Source organism: Flammeovirga agarivorans (genome assembly GCF_012641475.1).
In the GTDB taxonomy this organism is placed as follows: Bacteria; Bacteroidota; Bacteroidia; order Cytophagales; family Flammeovirgaceae; genus Flammeovirga; species Flammeovirga agarivorans.
Genome location: NZ_JABAIL010000002.1, coordinates 828271 through 846749 on the forward strand (window position 1 = coordinate 828271; position 18479 = coordinate 846749).

Genomic DNA, 18479 nt, shown 5'->3' on the forward strand with positions numbered 1-18479 from the left:
CACTACACTTAAATTTTCGATATAAAAAAGCAGCCCCACCCTAAAAGGATGAAGCTGCTATTTGGAATTATAAGAGTATTTTTTTACTCGGAACACTATTTTACTTTGAACCTACAATGCAACTGCAGGCCCTTCCATGTTGTCGTCTATTCTATTTTTGTTTATTAGTTCTTGTTCTTTTAAAGAAGCTTCAAAAGCTTCTAATTTCTTTTGTTCTTCAATAGCTGCTGCCTCATCTGCTTCAGAGAACTTAATTAATAATCCTAAGAAACCTACTGCTGCAACTACGAATCCGAACGCGAAGAAAGCATCTTGTAAAGAAGATCCACTTCTTAATAAGTATTGTGCATATAATACTGCACCCACATTACCACCTGCACCTACAATACCAGATACTGCTCCTAAAGCTTTTCTGTTGATAAATGGTACTACAGAATAGGTTGCTCCTTCCGCCATTTGTACAAATAATGAGAAGAATACCATACTTGCAATCGCAAAGCCTAATACATTCATCTGAGAGAATATTAATAAGGCTAAACCTTCTGCAATAACCACATATACTAATATTTTCACTCTACCATTCAAACCTGAGTTTTTAGCAAATTTATCTGCAATCCAACCACCTGTTGAACGAGCAAACAAGTTCATTGCACCAAAGAATAATACTACAAAACCTGCAGCTTCTTGGCTTAAGCTAAATTTTTCTTGGTAATAAGTAGAGGCTTTTCCTGTTACAAAAAGTTCCATACCGAAACATCCTGCATACATAAGGAATAAAATCCAAACTCTTTTATCTGAAGCTGCTGTTAAGAATAAACTCTTCTCTCCTTTTTTAGATTGAGGTCTTTCTTCTGGTAAATCTGTATAGTTACCTTTTGGACAGTCAGTTGTATATTTCCAATATAAGTATGCTACTAACAACATGATAGCAGCAGGAATGTACATAGCAATTCTCCATGATTCAGTCGCTTCTGCTAAACCAAATGCAGCAACACCAGAAGCAATTAATGGCATAGTAGCGTTAGTAACACCACCACCTAAGTTACCCCATCCTGCAGTAGTTGCATTTGCAATACCAATTACGTTTGGAGCGAACATTACTGAAGTATGATATTGAGTAATTACGAAAGAAGCACCGATTACACCAATAGCTAAACGAGAAAGTAAGTAAGTTTCCCATGTCGTTGCAAATGATGAACCTGCTACTGCAAAAGCACCAAAGATTAATAAGTATACATAACTTTTTCTTGGCCCAATTTTATCACAAAGGTTTCCGATACCTAATCTTGCAAAAATGGTCACACCAACAGATGCTATAAATGCTAAAGTTGTTTGTGCTTTAGTTAAATCTAAATCTGGAGCGATTGTAGATTTCATTAATGGTGCATGAGAGAACCAACCAAAGAAGCATAAAAAGAATGCGATCCAGCTAAGGTGAAATGTTCTCATTTGTATACTACTGAAATCAAACAAGTTGATCTTTGTAGCTTTTTCATTTGATGTGATTGATTGCATAATTGTAAGTATTTCTCTACGCTTTGTTTTCTTTACGTACACAATACTACGTATTATTACTTATTTTAAAAACATTTTAAGCCTATTTTTTACGTAAATACGTATTTTGGGTATAAAAAAAGACCATTTACAAGTAAATAACTCTCGTTACTACGTATAAATGGTCTTCTTATTTATAATTAATGGTACTTAAACTTCCATTAAATTTCTTTCAGATTGGTACTCTTCAATTGAATCTTGTAGTGATTGTGTTTGCTCTTGAAGTGCTTCTCTTTTTTCAGCTTCAATTTCTCTTAAACGTTTACGCACTCTAGAGACTTGTGTTTTACCAACACCTGTTAGTTCCGAAATCTCTTTTGTTGTTAAACCACTCTGAAGCCCTTCTATAACATCTTTATTTCTATCAGACCAACGATCGTAATTCATCTTACGGCCTTTTTTACCTCCTTTATATTTACCCTCGGCTTTTGCTCTAGCAATACCTTCAACAGTTTTTTCATGTACCTGGTATTCCTTCATATGAAGCATTGTTTCAAAAGCAGAAATCACAGCCTTTATACCTACTCTTGCTTCTTCGTCCGTAGTTTCAAACTTGTAGATATTTACGATTGCTTCTGTCGCATACAATGCTTTCAAGGCATCTAATATATCTTTAGGGTTATCTCCTAAACGATCTATATCTCCAATATATAAGGTGTCTTCTGCAGATAAAATCTCTAGCAATTCTTTTGCTCTAGGTCTTTCTACAAATGGAAGTGTAACAGGACATTTATCGATATAAGGTTTTCCTTTGATCTTTGCCTGTTGTTGAAACTTTGATTGAGCTACTGTAGATACTCTTAGATAAGTAAAAGTTGACATGCTGATTAAAAAATAAAGATTCAGTGCCGAAAAAATAAACACACTTTAGAGTATGCCATTTGATTTCACATTTTACGGATTTTTTCTGATTTTTTCACTATTTCAAGTGTTACATTTTCATCAAATCACATTAAACATCTGTCAGTCAACTATCTATAAAGAAATTATGTTCTGCGATTTCTCTTTTCAGCTTATCTAGTTTTACAATACCGATCTTTTTGCCTTGAGCAACGACAATCCCTTCTTTTTTCAAAGATGAAATCACTCTAATTACTTGTTCATCAGTGGTTCCTGCAAAATCAGCAATTTCTTTTCTAGACAATTGAATATTTAAGAAAGACTTTGTCATACCGAACTTTCTATTGATATATAGTATAGCATCGATGACTTTTTCGCGTACAGTCATCTGAGCAATTTTCCTCACTTTATTTTCACTTCTATTTAGTTCTTCCGCGTAAAAGAGCATCATGGAGTATGATAATTCTGGAATGGATTTCAACATATCATTAATCACTTCATTTGAGAAGTTACACAATACAACATCTTCTATTGCTACTGCACTAATATGATAAAATTGACCAACGCCGAATCCTCTATGCCCAATAATTTCACCATCATGACATAATCTAACTATTTGTTCACGGCCATTAATCCCCGTTTTTCCAACTTTTACTTTGCCTTTTTGCACAAAATATAATCCATGTACAGGAGCCCCTTCTAAAATAAAAGGTTGTCCTTTTCTTGCATTTACGTTTAGCTTCTTCTCCAAAAACGGTTTAGCTACTTCAGTCAGACAGTTTTGTTTGATGATACAATTCTCGTTTGAGCAAGCTTGACAATCAACTTTATTATTCATTTGCTAGTTAAGTCTTGATAATTAATTACGTAAATATACGTATTTAACATTTTAAATAAAAGAAGACAATTTTTATGCACACATAATTCTTTAAGATTTGAAAATATATTAATATTGAACATCTTTATATAATCAATCTAAAGCAAACACTATCTTATAATCGTAACTTAAGCAAACTTACTATGTCAAAATCTAAATTTGTCATTACTCTTATTGTCTTAGCATTCTTCCTATCATCTTGTTCAGAAGACGATGATATTCACCCTAATCATTCTTTAATTCTTGGCTCATGGAAGTTGGTATCAGCGGAATCGTCTACGATGAATACTTTTCAAATCAATGGTACCAGCGAACAAACTATGACAAAAAATTCTCACCATAATATCCGAGTAACAACCACCTTTAAGGAAGATAATTCTGTAACATCAAAAGGGGCTTCCAATATTGATGTAACTAGTCTTATTAATGGTATTGAGAATACAACCAAACTAAAGAATGTTCCTTCGACTTTTAATGGTAGTTGGTTAATCGATGAGGAGAAACTAATTCTCACTACAATAGAAGGTATTGAAGAATATACAATAGACAAGATTACTGAAAATAAAATGGTCTTAACGATAAATACTAACATTACGAGAGTTCAAACAGGGATTACTTCGATCATCGTTTCGGATACCCGACTTGAATTCAAGAAATAAAACAATTTTGCTAGAGACCTTAAGCCTTTCTTTATGGAAGGCTTTTTTATTATCTTGAGTGTTTACCAAATTTCTATTTACCTCCTTTACTTTCTAAACCTTTTACTACTACAGTTTATGAATATTGGAATTTTAGTTGCCTCTCTGCTTAGTATCATTATCATCATCGAAATCTTTAGGTATTTAATTAAGACTTCGAGAAAAGATCGTGATAAAAAGAAGTTTACCAGAAAAGAATTCCCTTCTGAATGGAGGTCAATTTTAAAAGAGCATGTTGTTTATTATAACGAATTGCCCAAGGAAAAACAGGATAACTTCGAACAAAGAGTACTTCATTTTCTAGATAATATTAAGATTACTCCGATTGAAACTGAGATTGAAGATCTAGACCGTTTATTAGTGGGTTGTAGTGCTATTATACCCATTTTCGGCTACCCGAATTGGGAATATCCTAATCTGAAAGAAGTGATCATTCTTGAATCTGATCTTAATGATACAGTATTTGTGAAAGAATTTGGAGAAGGACATGTACTCGGAATGGTAGGAGAAGGAAGATTGAAAAATAGAATGTTGCTATCAAAAGGAGCATTAAGAGAAGGATTCCGAAACGACAATGATAAAAAGAATGTTGGTATTCATGAGTTTGTCCATTTGATAGATATGGCGGATGGATCAACAGACGGTATTCCTGAAATACTTCTTCAGAAAAGCTACACACTTCCTTGGATCAAACTAATGCATAAAGAAACTCAGAAGATATTAGAAAAAGAATCTGATATTAACCCTTATGGAGCCACCAATGAAAAAGAATTTTTAACGGTCACTTCAGAGTATTTCTTTGAACGCCCCAACTTACTAAAAAAGAAGCATCCTGAGTTGTATAAAAAGCTTGAATTGATTTTTAATCAAGACATGGCCAAGCAGGAGAAAGATTATCAAAGGAATAAGAAAAAAACTGAAATCAATAGAAATGATCCTTGTCCTTGTGGTAGTGGTAAAAAGTACAAAAACTGCTGTGGGACAGAGAATAACTAAGTTGTATAAGAGTTTTGTACCCCTAAAATTCCTTTATTGTTACCCTAATTGTACCCCATATAATTTTTATTATTCTTCACTTTTCAAAGATGTTTGCTGAACATGAGTCACCACTCATTACTATCTATTTTCAGTAATATTTTTTTGAAATGAATTATTTATCGACAATTACTACCTCTCTCTTTTTGGGACTTCTACTACTCTGTTCCCAAAAAGCAAATGCTCAAACAGCACCTCTTACTGAGGCAGAATACAATGAGCTGTTTCCTTACCGTTTTGGAACAGAACCTTCACCAGATGGTGGATATATTTTATTACCTGAAAACGACTTCTATTCCTATGATAACTTCTTAGAAGCTATTCAACGAATGAAGCTAATTAAGGTATATATGGAACGAAGAGAGGGAACAAACCTTTATAGAGTTACAAGAGAAAATAAAACTACAGGTGAACAGAAAGTAATCCGTGTAGATGAAGGATTTAACGACTCTTGGAATAGCCAAAAGAGTATTATTCAACAAGAAGTAGATTATGGAAACTTCTTAGCTGAAGGATCTGCTGATCAACAAAAACGAGAACTTTCTGCTTTCTTAGCCAATATATCACAAGAAACTACAGGCGGATGGGATACCGCTCCGGGAGGAAAATACTCTTGGGGATTATACTTTAGAGAAGAAGTAAGTTATGAAGGTACTGATTTGATTGGATATGTCGCACAAAATCATCCAGATTACCCTGCCGTAGCGGGTAAATCTTACCATGGCAGAGGCCCAATTCAACTATCTTGGAATTACAATTATGGTCAGGTCAGTCAGTTTTTATATGGAGACAAAAACATCCTTTTGGCCAACCCTGAAAGTGTGATCCAAGATGGAGCATTAGCTTTTCAAACAGCCATTTGGTTCTGGATGACACCACAATTTCCTAAGCCTTCCGCTCATGATGTTATGGTAGGAAATTGGATTCCCACTTCTTTTGATTTAGAAAACAACCGTAACCCTGGTTTTGGTGTAACTGTTAATATCATTAATGGAGGTCTAGAATGTGGATCTGGTACTGAAAAAAGTAAAGTATTAAGCAGAATTGGACATTATGAACGTCATTCACAAATTCTTGGTGTTTCAACGGATTTAGACGGACAATCTAGTTGTAATGCTTGTGGTTGTGCATCACAAAAGCCTTTTGGAGGTATAGAACCAGAACCTACTCCCGTAAAACCAAGAATCAGCCTATTAAGTCCTGCATCCACAGAAATCAGACAAGAGAATTTCTCTGCGATCGCAATAGACGTTTCTATTTTAGATAAAGACAATCAAAACTTAACGGCTTCAAGTATTGCAATCGATGGTACTACCATTGCTACTAATACCACTTCTACCACATTTCTTCCAAATGCTTATAAAACTTATACACTCCTAATAAAAGCTGTAGATAATAGCGGAGAAGAAAGTACTTTAAACTATAGTTTTGAGGTCATTGATCCTAAAGAAAACTGTGGTACTCCATGGGAAGAAAAAGTTTATACTGCCAATGAAGAAGTAGTCTATGAAGGAATTATCTATACTGCAGGTTGGGAAACTAAAAGCAGTGATGTTCCGGGTGTAGCAAATGTTTGGAAACTACAATCTACATGTCCTGGATTCACTTTTGATTGTACAGGAATAGAAGAATGGAGTAGTTCTAAGACTTATCAGACCAATGGTATGCAAGTGGTTTTTCAAGGGAAAATCTATGTATTCAATAAATGGTGGTCGGTTGGAAATCAGCCTGATTTAGACAGTAGTACTTGGACATTGCTTGGCAATTGTTCTTCAAGTGGTGGCGATGTTGATACTCCTCCTAGTTTATCATTTATTACTCCGTCTAATACTACTCAAATAGTAGGGCTTCAATCAATCGGTATTCAATTGTCTGCTGAAGATGACAAAGGAACGCCAAGTATTGTTGTCAATGCAAACGGAGTAGAAGTAAGTACGTCCACAACATTCAATTTTACACCCAATGGATATGGTGATTACCTTTTTGAAGCTACTGCTACTGACTCAAAAGGTCAATCTACCACTTCAAGTATAACTGTTTCCTTTGTAGAAGAAGTCAATGAAAATCAACTTCCTACTGTATCAATTACCGTTGACGGAGGTACTGACATCATACAATCCACACTGTCGCCTATTAATGTCTCAATTGTAGCTGCTGATACTGATGGACAAATCACTGATTATACAACAACTGTAGATGGGTCCGTTTATACTATTTCTAATTTCTCATTTACACCCTCTCAATTTGGGGAATTTACTATTTCTTCAACTGTAACAGATAATGAGGGTGGACAAGGGGTTTCTTCAGTAGTCATTACTGTAACTGAAGAAGTGTCTAGTACTTGTGATAACACACCAACTTATTCTGGTTACCCTAATATTTATCAAAGTGGTGACATTGTAAGTTACAATGGTATCCTTTATGAAGCAGCTGTAAATAATTTATATAATGTTACTCCAGGAACTGCTGAACATTGGTGGAAAACTATTGGTCCATGTGGAAGTTCTAACGCAAGAAATATCACTTTCAACACAAGATCTGCTGATGCTCTTTGCTATCCTAATCCATTCTCAGACTATATTATCATCAACTCTTCTATTTCATGGAGTGGGTTGAAAATTTTCAATGAGACGGGGGCATTAGTATTTGAAACATCTGAGAAAAACCATCAACTGAATCTTCAACACCTTCCTTCTGGAGTATTCATTTTAAAAATTGAAACACCTGAAGGAATACTATCACAAAAGTTGATTAAGTAATCTCTTCTTTTCAATTAAAAATATGACAATCCTTTAATCAGTAGAATGATTCAAAAGATTGTCATATTTTTATTTTATGAAAGCTGTAAAAACCTATGCCTCTGTCAATAAAAATGATCATAAATCACATTTTGGAATCTCCAAAATGGAGGAGATCTATGAGAAAAGAAATGGTAAAGTAGATGATCCCCATCGACATGATTTCTTTACTTTCATATTTACAATAAAGGCAAAAGGACAGCATAATATCGACTTTACATCCTATCCATTAGAAAGTCATCAAATCTATTTTATCTCTCCTGGACAGGTACATCAAATTATTGAAGAAGAGAAATCTGAAGGGTTTGCCCTAGTGTTCACTTCCGATTTTTTGATGCTCAATAATATCTCTGTTTCCTTTATTCAGGATCTCAATCTGTTCAATGATTTTAGTGAAACGCCTCCACTATACCCTACAGAGGAGCGATTTCAACAGATACAATCCTACCTAGAAGATATTTATTCAATTTACCACTCCGACTTACAATTTAAAGAAGAGGCCATAGGTTCATTACTAAAATTAATCCTGATTCTTTGTTACAATACCTGTGACCTTCCTTCTGAAGAAATCCAAAATACTAACCATGTTGTTCGAGAATTTAAAGCCTTGATCAATACGCACTACGAAGAGTGGCATCACACAAGTACTTATGCAGAGGTATTACATATCTCTCCAGATCATCTAAATAAAGTCGTCAAATCACAAAGTGGTAAATCAGCAAAAGAACATATTCAAAGTAGAATTATTATTGCTGCCAAACGATTATTGTATTTCTCTAACTTAAGTAATAAAGAAATCGGGCATCAATTGGGCTACTCAGAACCTGCTAATTTCAGTGCATTTTTTAAGAAGTGTGTAGGTGTTTCTCCCTCTCAATTCAAGAAAAATATCTAGATAACGGATTTTCATAAGTTCTTGTCGTTTTCTCATATTCCTTCCATTGGTTGTATGTACGTACTTTGTAATACATCAAATCAGTAAGAAAATGAATCGAAAAAAATTCCTTTCAACGTCATTAAAATCTGCCGCTTTAGGTATTGTCTCTCCTGCAATGGTAAAGGCAAAGAATATCAAACTAAAGCAGTCAGATTATGATCAACTGATGAAGCAAGTAGGTTTTAATCACATTCCAAATAAAGAACATAAAACAATGAATACTGTATTACACAAAGCCGATACTAGAGGTCATGCAAATCATGGATGGTTAGATTCACATCATACCTTTAGCTTTGCCAATTATTACAATCCAGAAAGAGTACACTTTGGAGCTTTACGCGTATTAAACGACGATAAAGTGGCTGAAGGTAAAGGTTTCGGTACACACCCACATGATAATATGGAAATTATTTCTATACCTATGTCTGGTGATTTAGAACACAAAGACAGTATGGGAAATATAGCAACCATTAAAGAAGGAGAAATTCAGGTGATGAGTGCTGGAACAGGAATTTATCATTCAGAATACAATAAGAACTTAAATAAGAATGTTGAGTTTCTTCAAATCTGGGTATTTCCCAACCAAAAAGGAGTAACACCAAGATATGATCAGATATCTATAGAAGGGATATCTAAACCAAATCAATTCAACCAGATATTATCTCCCAATGAAGCAGATCAAGGGGTTTGGATTCATCAAAATGCATGGTTCAATATGGGGACCTTTGATCAAGATACCACTACTGAATATTCTATTAACGATAAAGCCAATGGTGTGTATGCTTTTGTTTTAGAAGGTGATATAGAAATTAATGGGCAGAAATTAAATAAAAGAGATGGATTTGGTATTTGGGATACGGAGAAACTTACTGTGAAAGCCAATAAAGGTGCTAAAGTTTTATTGATGGAAGTACCAATGGAAGTATAAAAATAGAAACCCACCTATTAACAACAGGTGGGTTTACTCTACAATAAGACTTGTCTAATATATGATATTGACAATAGGTGTACTACATTCCAGGACCTCCTCTCATTCCTCCTCTTCCACCAGGTCTTCCTCCTGAAGGTCGCTGTGGCTTACTGCTTTCCATGACAGTAATATATTTTCGGTATAATTTCTTTCCTAGAAGCTCTTTTACCCGTTCATTCCTTACCGTTTCCAATTCTTCCATTTTTTCTTTGTCGCGTTGTTTCATTGCTTCTTGTGCATCTGTAAAAAAGGCAACATGAATATCGTATACTCCTTTTCTTTGGTCATTGGTCAGTTCTACCTCCTCCTCTATTTTTCCTAATGTTTCCGTTGCCATTTCTTCCGGTGTTCCCATTGGTTTACGGTCATTATTTTGTCCATTTACATAACAAAAAACGAAAAGAAATAGAGTAGTGATGCTCACTTTTAAATGCATAATATATTTCGATTGATTAATGTTTTAGGCCTATAGCCTCTTCTAAAAAGATAGATACATTACCGCCGAAAAAGGTGTAAATGAAAGGACTGTTTTTAAACGAAAGGGCCGTTTTTTTCAACGAACGGAAGTTTTACCTAGATAGTGTACACTGTTTTTTTTACGCTACCCTGCCTTATTATTATTTTTTCCTTTTGATGTTATTCTTTTGTAATTAATTTTGAAGGACTACTAAAAAACTTCGCAAACTATTGTACAATGAAACGACTTATCTTTAGCTTACTTTTCGGTATGTTATTTTTTTCTTGTGATAATACTGAGCCTGAACTCATATCTCAAGAACCTGTAATCAAATACCTACAAACAGTCACAACAAATAATTCGAAAGGTCGAATTCTAGCTCGTCTAACAGTGGAGTATAACTCCAATAAAAAACCTTCTAATATCCTATCTAATCGATTTTCAACAGGCTATGAAGATGAAATAAGATTTTATAACGAAACTTCAAATATGACCTACGATGAAGAAGGAAAAATCATAAGTTATATTCAGAAGCAAATTTATATAGATCAGTCCCATAAAAATACTATCCGAGAGGTTAAGGTATCTTATGATGAGAATAGCATTACGGAATATGTTACCAACGATTATGGTAACCACAAGATTGACATCTTTTTAAATACTTACGGTCAACCTGTTGAAAAGGTAACATATTACGATTTAGAAAAACCTATAACGAAAGAAACATATACTTGGAAAGATGGGAACATTACGAGTATCAAAAATTACGAGTACTCAGGTGAGGAGGAATACTTGGTTAGAGAAGTAAGTATCACTTACGATACCTACCATAATCCTTATACCTACCTTAAAGATCTAAATGAAATTAGATATACTACAGAGAACCTTAAAACCACAAATAATCCATTAACTATCTTAGAGACTTATTATAATGATGACTACGGGTATACATCAAGTGCATCATTACAATATGAATATGATAAAGAAGAGTATCCTATTTCATACTTCTATAGTTACTCACGAAATGCAACACATTCGAGTGATCATTTTATCATTGAGCATGAAAAAATATTTGAATATCAAACGGAAGAATAAACAATAAGATTGTTGAGCTACATACTTTATTTCGTATCATGTAGTGCACAAAAAGCAATCATCAAAAGAGGTGAGAATTTATTATTATTCTCACCTCTTTTATTTTTTATAACCCTTCTCAAATTCTAGTACGAAGTATTAATTTTACCATTACATCATCTAGAATAAAACATTTAGATTATCATGAAAAAGGCATACTTAGGCATCAGCTTTTCAAATAGAAAAAAGTTTGATAAAGAAATTGAAACTTTATCATTACTTCTAAAACAACACAACTACCATCTTTTTGTCTTTGTTGACCATTACCATTTTCAACCACAGCAGGAACAAGAAATGATGGCAACGGCTTTTCAAGAAATTGATAACTCTGACCTATTTATTGCAGAGTTAACTACAAAAGCTATTGGAGTAGGAATTGAATTAGGATACGCTTATGCAAAAGGAATACCTGTTGTTTACCTCCTTAAGAAAGGAAGTGAATATTCTACAACTGCAGCAGGCTGTGCAAGCACCATTATTGAATATGATAATATTGAAGATATTGAAATTAAAGACCTAGGTGTATAAGATTACTTTACTTGAAAAGACTTAAAAAGGTCTGTATTGGCTTAGACTTTACTAACCACGCGATAGCAAATGAACAAACAGCTACTGTTTCTAGCCAAAACACATAGTTGGGAAAATATTTCCTTAAGCTTTCCACCGTTTCCAATACCCCAATACCTAATACAGACAACCCGATCAGTATACCACAAGTTCTGTAAATCCAAACGTTCTTTTTAGATTTTGGGAATTTAAAAAAGCTCATCACTCCTAGTAAAATCACAAACAAAGCAGAGGAGAAAAAATGAATGGTATTCACGAACTTATCACTCATTGAACCAAACAAATAATTATCTGCAGGATATCCATGAAAAGATACTTCTGAACATACATTGATAGAATAAGCAGGAAACAGTACCAAAACAATAGCACTAATACCTGCTGTTGATGTAATAGCATGATCACTAAACCACTCTTTATCGGTTTTCTTATACCCTTTATAAGCGATTAATACCACTCCTAATGACATCACCATACCAATCAAAAATACGGCTGAAGGGGTATAATAAAAATGACTCATGGAAGGCATTAAACGATTACCGTTTCCCACAAATAATAATACTGGAAGTAGTAATCCAAAAGAACCAAGAACTAGCCTTATACGCCTCATCTCTATCTTTGGCTCATGATTATTGTTATTTTCTTTTTCCTCATTAGTAGAATTCTGTATCATGATAGTTTGTTTTTTAGTTATTAATTATTCCTCAATAATAAAGAACTGTATTGTAATCCAACCACTCTAAGGCGGAAAATAGAGCAAAGTAACCTCACGCTTTTAATATTTCAATTTAATATCATAAATTGTAATACAAATAAACTGATAATTAAGTGAACTATGAACAAAATAAAACTAACCAAAAGGGATCTTCTACTATTCGCCTTAGGCATTTGCTCTGTTTTTGTATTTGAAGTGATTACTAATTATGAAGGGCTAATAGAGGCATTTAATCAAGGACAAAATGAGGCGAAAAGTCACTTGTTTAAATAGATTACTACATAACTATTTTTATGTAGTTAAATTATTTTTCACATTATATAATTACATAGTTTAAACTGAAAATGGACTTCAACCTTAGTATGTAATTACTATCTATATTATTTCTCTTTGTTAAACTCTTAAAGTAAACTTACACTCATGAAATATATCTTCTTAATACTTATCTCCTCTATCTGTTTAATGTCTTGTACTGATCAAGATGGCATAACGGAACAAAAAAATCTAATTGAAAAAAATACATATTATGATTCATATAATTTTAGAGTTCAATCTTTATATGAATATAATTCGAAAAATCAATTAACACATACTACGCACAACAGGTTTAATTCAAATGACGAATTAGAGTATATAGAAGAAGAGACAAACTATAAATATTTAGAAGATGGTAGAGTTTCTTCATATCAGATTGAGACTAGTTGGCCTCTATATACTAGTACTCTTAGTCCTACTACTGAATATGTGACTTATGATTACAACAATCACCAAAGAATTGGTGAAACAAATTTAGCAACTTCAAAAGCTAAAACGATAACTTTATTAGATGAAAACGATCGACCAATTGAAGTAAAAGAATATATAAATGAATCTGAAGTAGGAAAAAGAATATATAGCTGGCAAAACGAAAATATAATTAAAGTTGAGTATTTTGATAAAACTAGCTCTGGATATCTTCTATCCTTTGAAAGGGATAAAACCTATGATAATAAACTAAACCCAAATAAAAATAAATCAAATATATTCTCGTCACAGAATAATACTGTATCATCTATATTCAAAGAATATAATAGTAATTCTCAGCTTAATATTACTATTTATGATAACTATGATCATAAATATGATAAAGATAATTACCCTATTTCATATACTATGACAAGAACATCAACAGACAGTGATAACGAAGTTACTGTGAGAGCTACTTATATCTATCAATCATTAAATTAATAGGGACCTCTATTGTATTTCAATAGTATCTTTAAATTCTGAGGAACATTACAAATCCACCTAATAACTAACTTTCAAATACAATGTCAATGTAAGATTATTATTAGGTGGAGTCACATATTACAATTCTACATTTCGTTCCCTACAAAATTCAAGGTTTGGACTACTTCTAATGAATAGTTATAAAATTTAAGTTGCCCCTCTTCGAAGAAGTAATGGTATTTCTTTGACTCCTCTTTTCCGTTCTCAGTGAATGTAATCAAACGATTATCGATATTAATTTCCCATGTTCCTTTCTTTGGAGTTTTGCTTTTTTGAGTAGTCAAGAAGTGATTCTCAGGTGTAAATTCAATATACATTTCGTCTTCTCCTACGACCTGCCATTTACCTAGAAATGGTTTTTCGGCCACTTTTTGAGTAAACTTTTGATCGATATTAGGAGTACGTCTTTCTAATTGCATCACTTGGTCAGTAATGTCTTCTGGATAAAGGTGTAATAAGCCTCCGGCCCAAAAGCAATTCAGAACCAATTCGTCTTTTTCACTTTCTTGTGTTAAGGTGATATTACTTTTCTTCGCATCGAAAGACCAAATACCTGAAGCCTTAGATCTATTTTCATGTATTAGTTGAAATGTATTGTCCTCATTAAAGACGAAGCTTTGTATTTTTCTTCCAAATACAAACCATTCTCCAAGAAGTAATGATTTCGATAGTTTTAGTTTTTGATCGTCTGAATAAAATATATTTCTAATGGAAACATCCTCTAATACACTTTCATCGTTATAATAAAACTTCTTGGTCCAATTCCCATTCTGATCATATTCGTATTCAAAATATCTTATGTCGTTCTCTTTTTGATTGAAATCTTCTATGACAACTTCTTCCTTCGTCAGATCTCCAAAATGGTTGTACTCATACTTTGTAAAACGCTTTACTTTTCCATTGGGTAGTTTTTCTGTGATGGATTTTGACACCCCATCTTTATTATCATATTCAGTAATCAACAATACTTCACCATCAATGCTAACCTTTGTCTTTTTACTGAGTGCTTTACCTTCATACTCTTTCAAAGTTGTGTATAATTTCTTACCATCCGCATCAAGGTATACACTCTCTATATTTTCACCATCAACAAACTTATTTTCGAAGGTATTATTTAATTCATTTTTCATAAAAACTGAGGACGATATGATATTCCCATTCTTGTCGAAAGAATTTTCATAACGCCACATCTCTTTCCCTTTATAATCTAGAAATTGAGTATGAGTGATACTATTCGCTTGGTTATAATGATAGATATCTTGCGATAAGTCTGCTTGGTAGACAATTCTAAAAACCCCTTTTTTCAGCTTGGTATCGTATTTTTTTTCTATGATTTTAACCACTTCTCCTTTTAGAGATGCTGTTTTCTTAAAGTTCTTCTGAGATGATGATATACATGAAGAGAATACGATCACTAGTAATACAAATATCTGCTTTGTCATTTTAGTCTGAGTTAGTTCAATAAAATTAGATATGCAGCAAATATACACATGTATTAAGTGATACAATAAATTTAATTGATCGTTATTTCACAGTGTATACTTCTTGATTTATAACATACCACACATTGGAATATGCAGTATGTTATTCTGTTATCAAGAATTATTATTTTTTATAGTTTGGATCGTGACTATCTATTATTTCGATTTCATGTAAATCAATTTTAACTATTCATCTAGTTAGATTCCTACAAATCTTCTCCAGATTTATAAATCATTTTATTCGTATTACTATCTAGTTTACCTTCTTTTAATAATACTCCATTTTCGTTGTAAGAAGAATTGTAAACTAAGTTATTGTTGTTATAGATTCTATGGATTTTTAATTGACCAGAAGGATACCATTTCTTGCTATCTCCATTTTTCAGACCTTTTGAATAAGTGATCAGTGTTTCTAAAGTATTGGTATTATCAAAGTAAAAGACTTCCTGTCCATCTAATACACCATTCTTATAAAATTTCTCACTGTACACTTTGTTCTCCGTTTCCTCAGAATACTCAATATATTTTCCTTCGAGTTTACCCTTTTGATACTCACATGCTACATCTTTAAATCCATTATCATAGAATGATTGATATGCCCCTTCAATGTATCCTTCTTTATAAAAACATAGTGTTTTTACTTTCCCATTTTTATGAAACTCTTCGTACTTCCCTACTTTCTTTTGATCTTCATAACGTATACTCTCTTGCAACTGTCCATTGTCATAATACGTTAATTCCGTTCCCATTCTTTTTCCTTCCTTGTACTTCCTTTCTACAAATAATTGGTTGTTTTTATTGTAGTAGAAATACTTTCCATCTTTGAGTCCATTTTTATAATTTATCTTCTCTTTGGGGTTTCCATCACTGTAGTATTTTACATACACCCCTTCTAACTTTCCATTTTTAAAGTACGATTGCTCTTCTACTTTTCCATCTTCAAAATAGTAGTAGCTTTTCCCTTCAGGAATACCATTTTCATAATGCCTCATGTACCTTAGTGTACCATCATCATAATACTTTTTATGATCACCTGATAATTTATCATGATCATATTCTTTCTCTGAAATGACAATTCCTTCATTGGTGAATTTTTTAAAAACACCATGTTTTACTCCTCTATCATAGTTTTCAATACGATAAACCAAGTGGTTGTATTGAGTAGATTTAAAGTAATACGTCCACTCTCCATGCTTTTGACCGTTCAAAAGATTTCCCTTTGATTTCAACAGTTTTCCTCCGGTATAATTGACCTGTTCCTCTAAACTATCTTGAACAACCTGTCCGTAAGTGGTAATAGACAATAGAGAAAAAACTAGAAAGACAAAACCAATGAATTTGTTTTGAAAACACATATAGAAAAGTATTGAGGGTGATGAATAATTAAATTTATCGCTTTAACATCAATATCAAAACATCTCATCATTGAAAAAACATTCCAATAAAATGGAAAACTAACACACACTACATTAATACAGATATTTATCAGAGTATAGGATATAAAAAAAGGTTTGTAAAACGCATCAATAACATTTTCAAACCTTTGTTCTCTTAAAACATTTTTGTTCTTCTAGGAAATTTCAACCCTTCAAAATCTGGTTGAGGAATTTGAATGTTCGCAGCATCTACTATTGGTAAGACCAATTTATCATTAATCTTCAATGCCTTGAACAAAAAAATGGTCAGCAAGAAAGTAAGCACATCTGCCAAAGGCAACGCCAACCATATCCCATTAACTCCCCAAAATTTGGGAAGGACAGAAATACTAATGGCCATAAATACAATTCCTCTACAAATTGAAATCGCATTAGCTAAACTAGCTCTATTCATTGCTTGTAAATAGGAGATATTCATAAAGTTGGCTCCTACAAAAACAACTGCACTTGTGTATAATAAAAGACCATTGGCAGTATAAGGAATAATTGCTTCCTCCCCAGTAAATACGCCAACAATATATTCAGCATAAAAGACAGTTAACAGCAACACGACAAGCGTCAATGTAAAAGCGACTTTTTGTCCATATCTATAGATCTCTATTACTCTCTTATATTCTTTTAAGCCAAAGTATTTACTTACAAGTGGTTGGATACCCTGAGCTAATCCGATAAAGAACATACGAGGAATCACAAAAACATAAGCGATAATCCCAAACGCAGCAACGCCAGTTTCTCCTTCTGTTTTGATCAACGCTAAATTGACTAAAACTGTAATTACCATTACAGCTGCTTCCAAGATAAAAGAAGAAAAACCAAGGCTACTGATTCTGTAGATCGATTTCCAATCGATGCCTTTTCCTTTTAATGTCAATTGAAAAGAAGATGTAAAGAAGTGAGTCACTAAGTATAAAGCAGAAACCACTTGTGCAATTGCAGTAGCATAGGCACCTCCTTTGATCCCCATATTCAATTGGAAGATAAAGAAGTAGTCCAAAATCACGTTGGTTACTGCACCGAGTACTAAAGAGTACATAGCCTTTTTAGGTGCATTATCATTTCTTACAAATGCATTGAGTGAAAAGGAAATCATCAAAAAGAATGCTGCTAACAGGCAAGGGTATAAATAATCCTTGACCAAAGGTAACAAACGGTCTGTAGCCCCAAATGCATAAAGTATTTCATTTGGGAATAAAAAAACGATACAAGCAACCACACCATATACAGCAAGGTTGAGTAATAATGTATAAGTAAAAATGCGGTTTTTCTTATCTTGTTCATGCGGATGAAGTGCCACCAATGTAGCCCCACCTACACCAAACATTAAACCCATTGCGGCTAACAGGTTGATCACTGGATACCCTACATTGACTGCAGCGATGGCTTCAGTTCCAATTCCTCTAGCGATAAAAATTCCATCTGCCACCACATATAATGAGTTGACAAGCATTCCTAATGCCGATGGCAAAGCAAAACGATAAAACTGCTTTCTGAATGCACTCTTAGTGTTCATAGAAGCTTTAGGTATTCCTACTGCACCTGTTGACATTTTTGTATTGATAAAATGGTTATTAAAGCAAAAATTTGAGATTTTAACGGGCTAAAATCAAAACCCTAACACTCTGATTTAAAGCTATTTTTGGTCTATTCTAGATTTTGATGGCGCGAATATAGGAGTTTTAAAATTACTGTCAATAGTTGGAAAAAATTTGACTGA

At 33.2% G+C, this 18479-nt stretch carries 16 protein-coding genes; 8 read left to right on the forward strand and 8 right to left on the reverse strand.

Features of this window, described 5'->3' with window-relative positions; translation table 11 throughout:
• Positions 1-111: 111 nt before the first annotated feature.
• The 3 genes from HGP29_RS08120 to HGP29_RS08130 form a co-directional block, all read right to left on the reverse strand.
• A complete protein-coding gene (locus HGP29_RS08120; protein ID WP_168881867.1) occupies positions 112-1515 on the reverse strand; it encodes an MFS transporter in 1404 nt (467 codons plus the stop codon).
• Between the two features lie 189 nt (positions 1516-1704).
• Entirely contained in the window at positions 1705-2376 is a 672-nt protein-coding gene (locus HGP29_RS08125) for a recombinase family protein (RefSeq protein ID WP_168881868.1), read from the reverse strand.
• 145 nt (positions 2377-2521) lie between these two features.
• Entirely contained in the window at positions 2522-3232 is a 711-nt protein-coding gene (locus HGP29_RS08130) for a Crp/Fnr family transcriptional regulator (RefSeq protein WP_168881869.1), read from the reverse strand.
• A 182-nt stretch (positions 3233-3414) separates the two neighbouring features.
• Between HGP29_RS08130 and HGP29_RS08135 the strand changes: the two genes are divergently transcribed.
• The 5 genes from HGP29_RS08135 to HGP29_RS08155 all read left to right on the forward strand — a co-directional run bounded on the left by HGP29_RS08135 (position 3415) and on the right by HGP29_RS08155 (position 9667).
• The gene (locus tag HGP29_RS08135; protein WP_168881870.1) at positions 3415-3930 is read left to right on the forward strand and encodes a hypothetical protein; all 516 of its coding nucleotides are present in this window, start codon (positions 3415-3417) and stop codon (positions 3928-3930) included.
• A 117-nt stretch (positions 3931-4047) separates the two neighbouring features.
• A complete protein-coding gene (locus HGP29_RS08140) occupies positions 4048-4965 on the forward strand; it encodes a zinc-dependent peptidase (protein ID WP_168881871.1) in 918 nt (305 codons plus the stop codon).
• Positions 4966-5114: 149 nt separating this feature from the next.
• Positions 5115-7763 carry a glycoside hydrolase family 19 protein gene (locus tag HGP29_RS08145; RefSeq protein WP_168881872.1) on the forward strand — a complete coding sequence of 883 codons (2649 nt, stop codon included), beginning with the start codon at positions 5115-5117 and terminating at the stop codon, positions 7761-7763.
• Between the two features lie 76 nt (positions 7764-7839).
• On the forward strand, positions 7840-8697 hold the full coding sequence (locus HGP29_RS08150) for a helix-turn-helix domain-containing protein (protein ID WP_168881873.1): 858 nt from the start codon (positions 7840-7842) through the stop codon (positions 8695-8697).
• A gap of 91 nt (positions 8698-8788) precedes the next feature.
• A complete protein-coding gene (locus HGP29_RS08155; RefSeq protein ID WP_211093229.1) occupies positions 8789-9667 on the forward strand; it encodes a pirin family protein in 879 nt (292 codons plus the stop codon).
• Positions 9668-9749: 82 nt separating this feature from the next.
• Here HGP29_RS08155 and HGP29_RS08160 read toward each other — a convergent pair whose 3' ends face one another.
• Positions 9750-10145: a hypothetical protein gene (locus HGP29_RS08160; protein ID WP_168881874.1), complete on the reverse strand. Its 396-nt coding sequence runs from the start codon at positions 10143-10145 to the stop codon at positions 9750-9752.
• Between the two features lie 258 nt (positions 10146-10403).
• Between HGP29_RS08160 and HGP29_RS08165 the strand changes: the two genes are divergently transcribed.
• Entirely contained in the window at positions 10404-11261 is an 858-nt protein-coding gene (locus tag HGP29_RS08165) for a hypothetical protein (RefSeq protein ID WP_168881875.1), read from the forward strand.
• Between the two features lie 183 nt (positions 11262-11444).
• The gene (locus HGP29_RS08170) at positions 11445-11828 is read left to right on the forward strand and encodes a nucleoside 2-deoxyribosyltransferase (RefSeq protein WP_168881876.1); all 384 of its coding nucleotides are present in this window, start codon (positions 11445-11447) and stop codon (positions 11826-11828) included.
• Positions 11829-11835: 7 nt separating this feature from the next.
• Here HGP29_RS08170 and HGP29_RS08175 read toward each other — a convergent pair whose 3' ends face one another.
• A complete protein-coding gene (locus HGP29_RS08175; RefSeq protein ID WP_168881877.1) occupies positions 11836-12537 on the reverse strand; it encodes a hypothetical protein in 702 nt (233 codons plus the stop codon).
• 462 nt (positions 12538-12999) lie between these two features.
• On the opposite strand from HGP29_RS08175, the gene HGP29_RS08180 reads away from it, so the two are divergent.
• Positions 13000-13806, forward strand: a complete 807-nt coding sequence (locus HGP29_RS08180) for a hypothetical protein (RefSeq protein WP_168881878.1) — start codon at positions 13000-13002, stop codon at positions 13804-13806.
• 128 nt (positions 13807-13934) lie between these two features.
• On the opposite strand, the gene HGP29_RS08185 is transcribed toward HGP29_RS08180, so the two are convergent.
• The 3 genes from HGP29_RS08185 to HGP29_RS08195 all read right to left on the reverse strand — a co-directional run bounded on the left by HGP29_RS08185 (position 13935) and on the right by HGP29_RS08195 (position 18311).
• Positions 13935-15290, reverse strand: coding sequence for a hypothetical protein (locus HGP29_RS08185; protein ID WP_168881879.1), 1356 nt, complete (start codon positions 15288-15290; stop codon positions 13935-13937).
• A 245-nt stretch (positions 15291-15535) separates the two neighbouring features.
• Positions 15536-16684, reverse strand: coding sequence for a toxin-antitoxin system YwqK family antitoxin (locus HGP29_RS08190; protein WP_168881880.1), 1149 nt, complete (start codon positions 16682-16684; stop codon positions 15536-15538).
• A gap of 196 nt (positions 16685-16880) precedes the next feature.
• Positions 16881-18311 (reverse strand): MATE family efflux transporter, encoded by a 1431-nt coding sequence (locus tag HGP29_RS08195; RefSeq protein ID WP_168881881.1) that lies wholly within the window; start codon positions 18309-18311, stop codon positions 16881-16883.
• Positions 18312-18479: the final 168 nt, after the last annotated feature.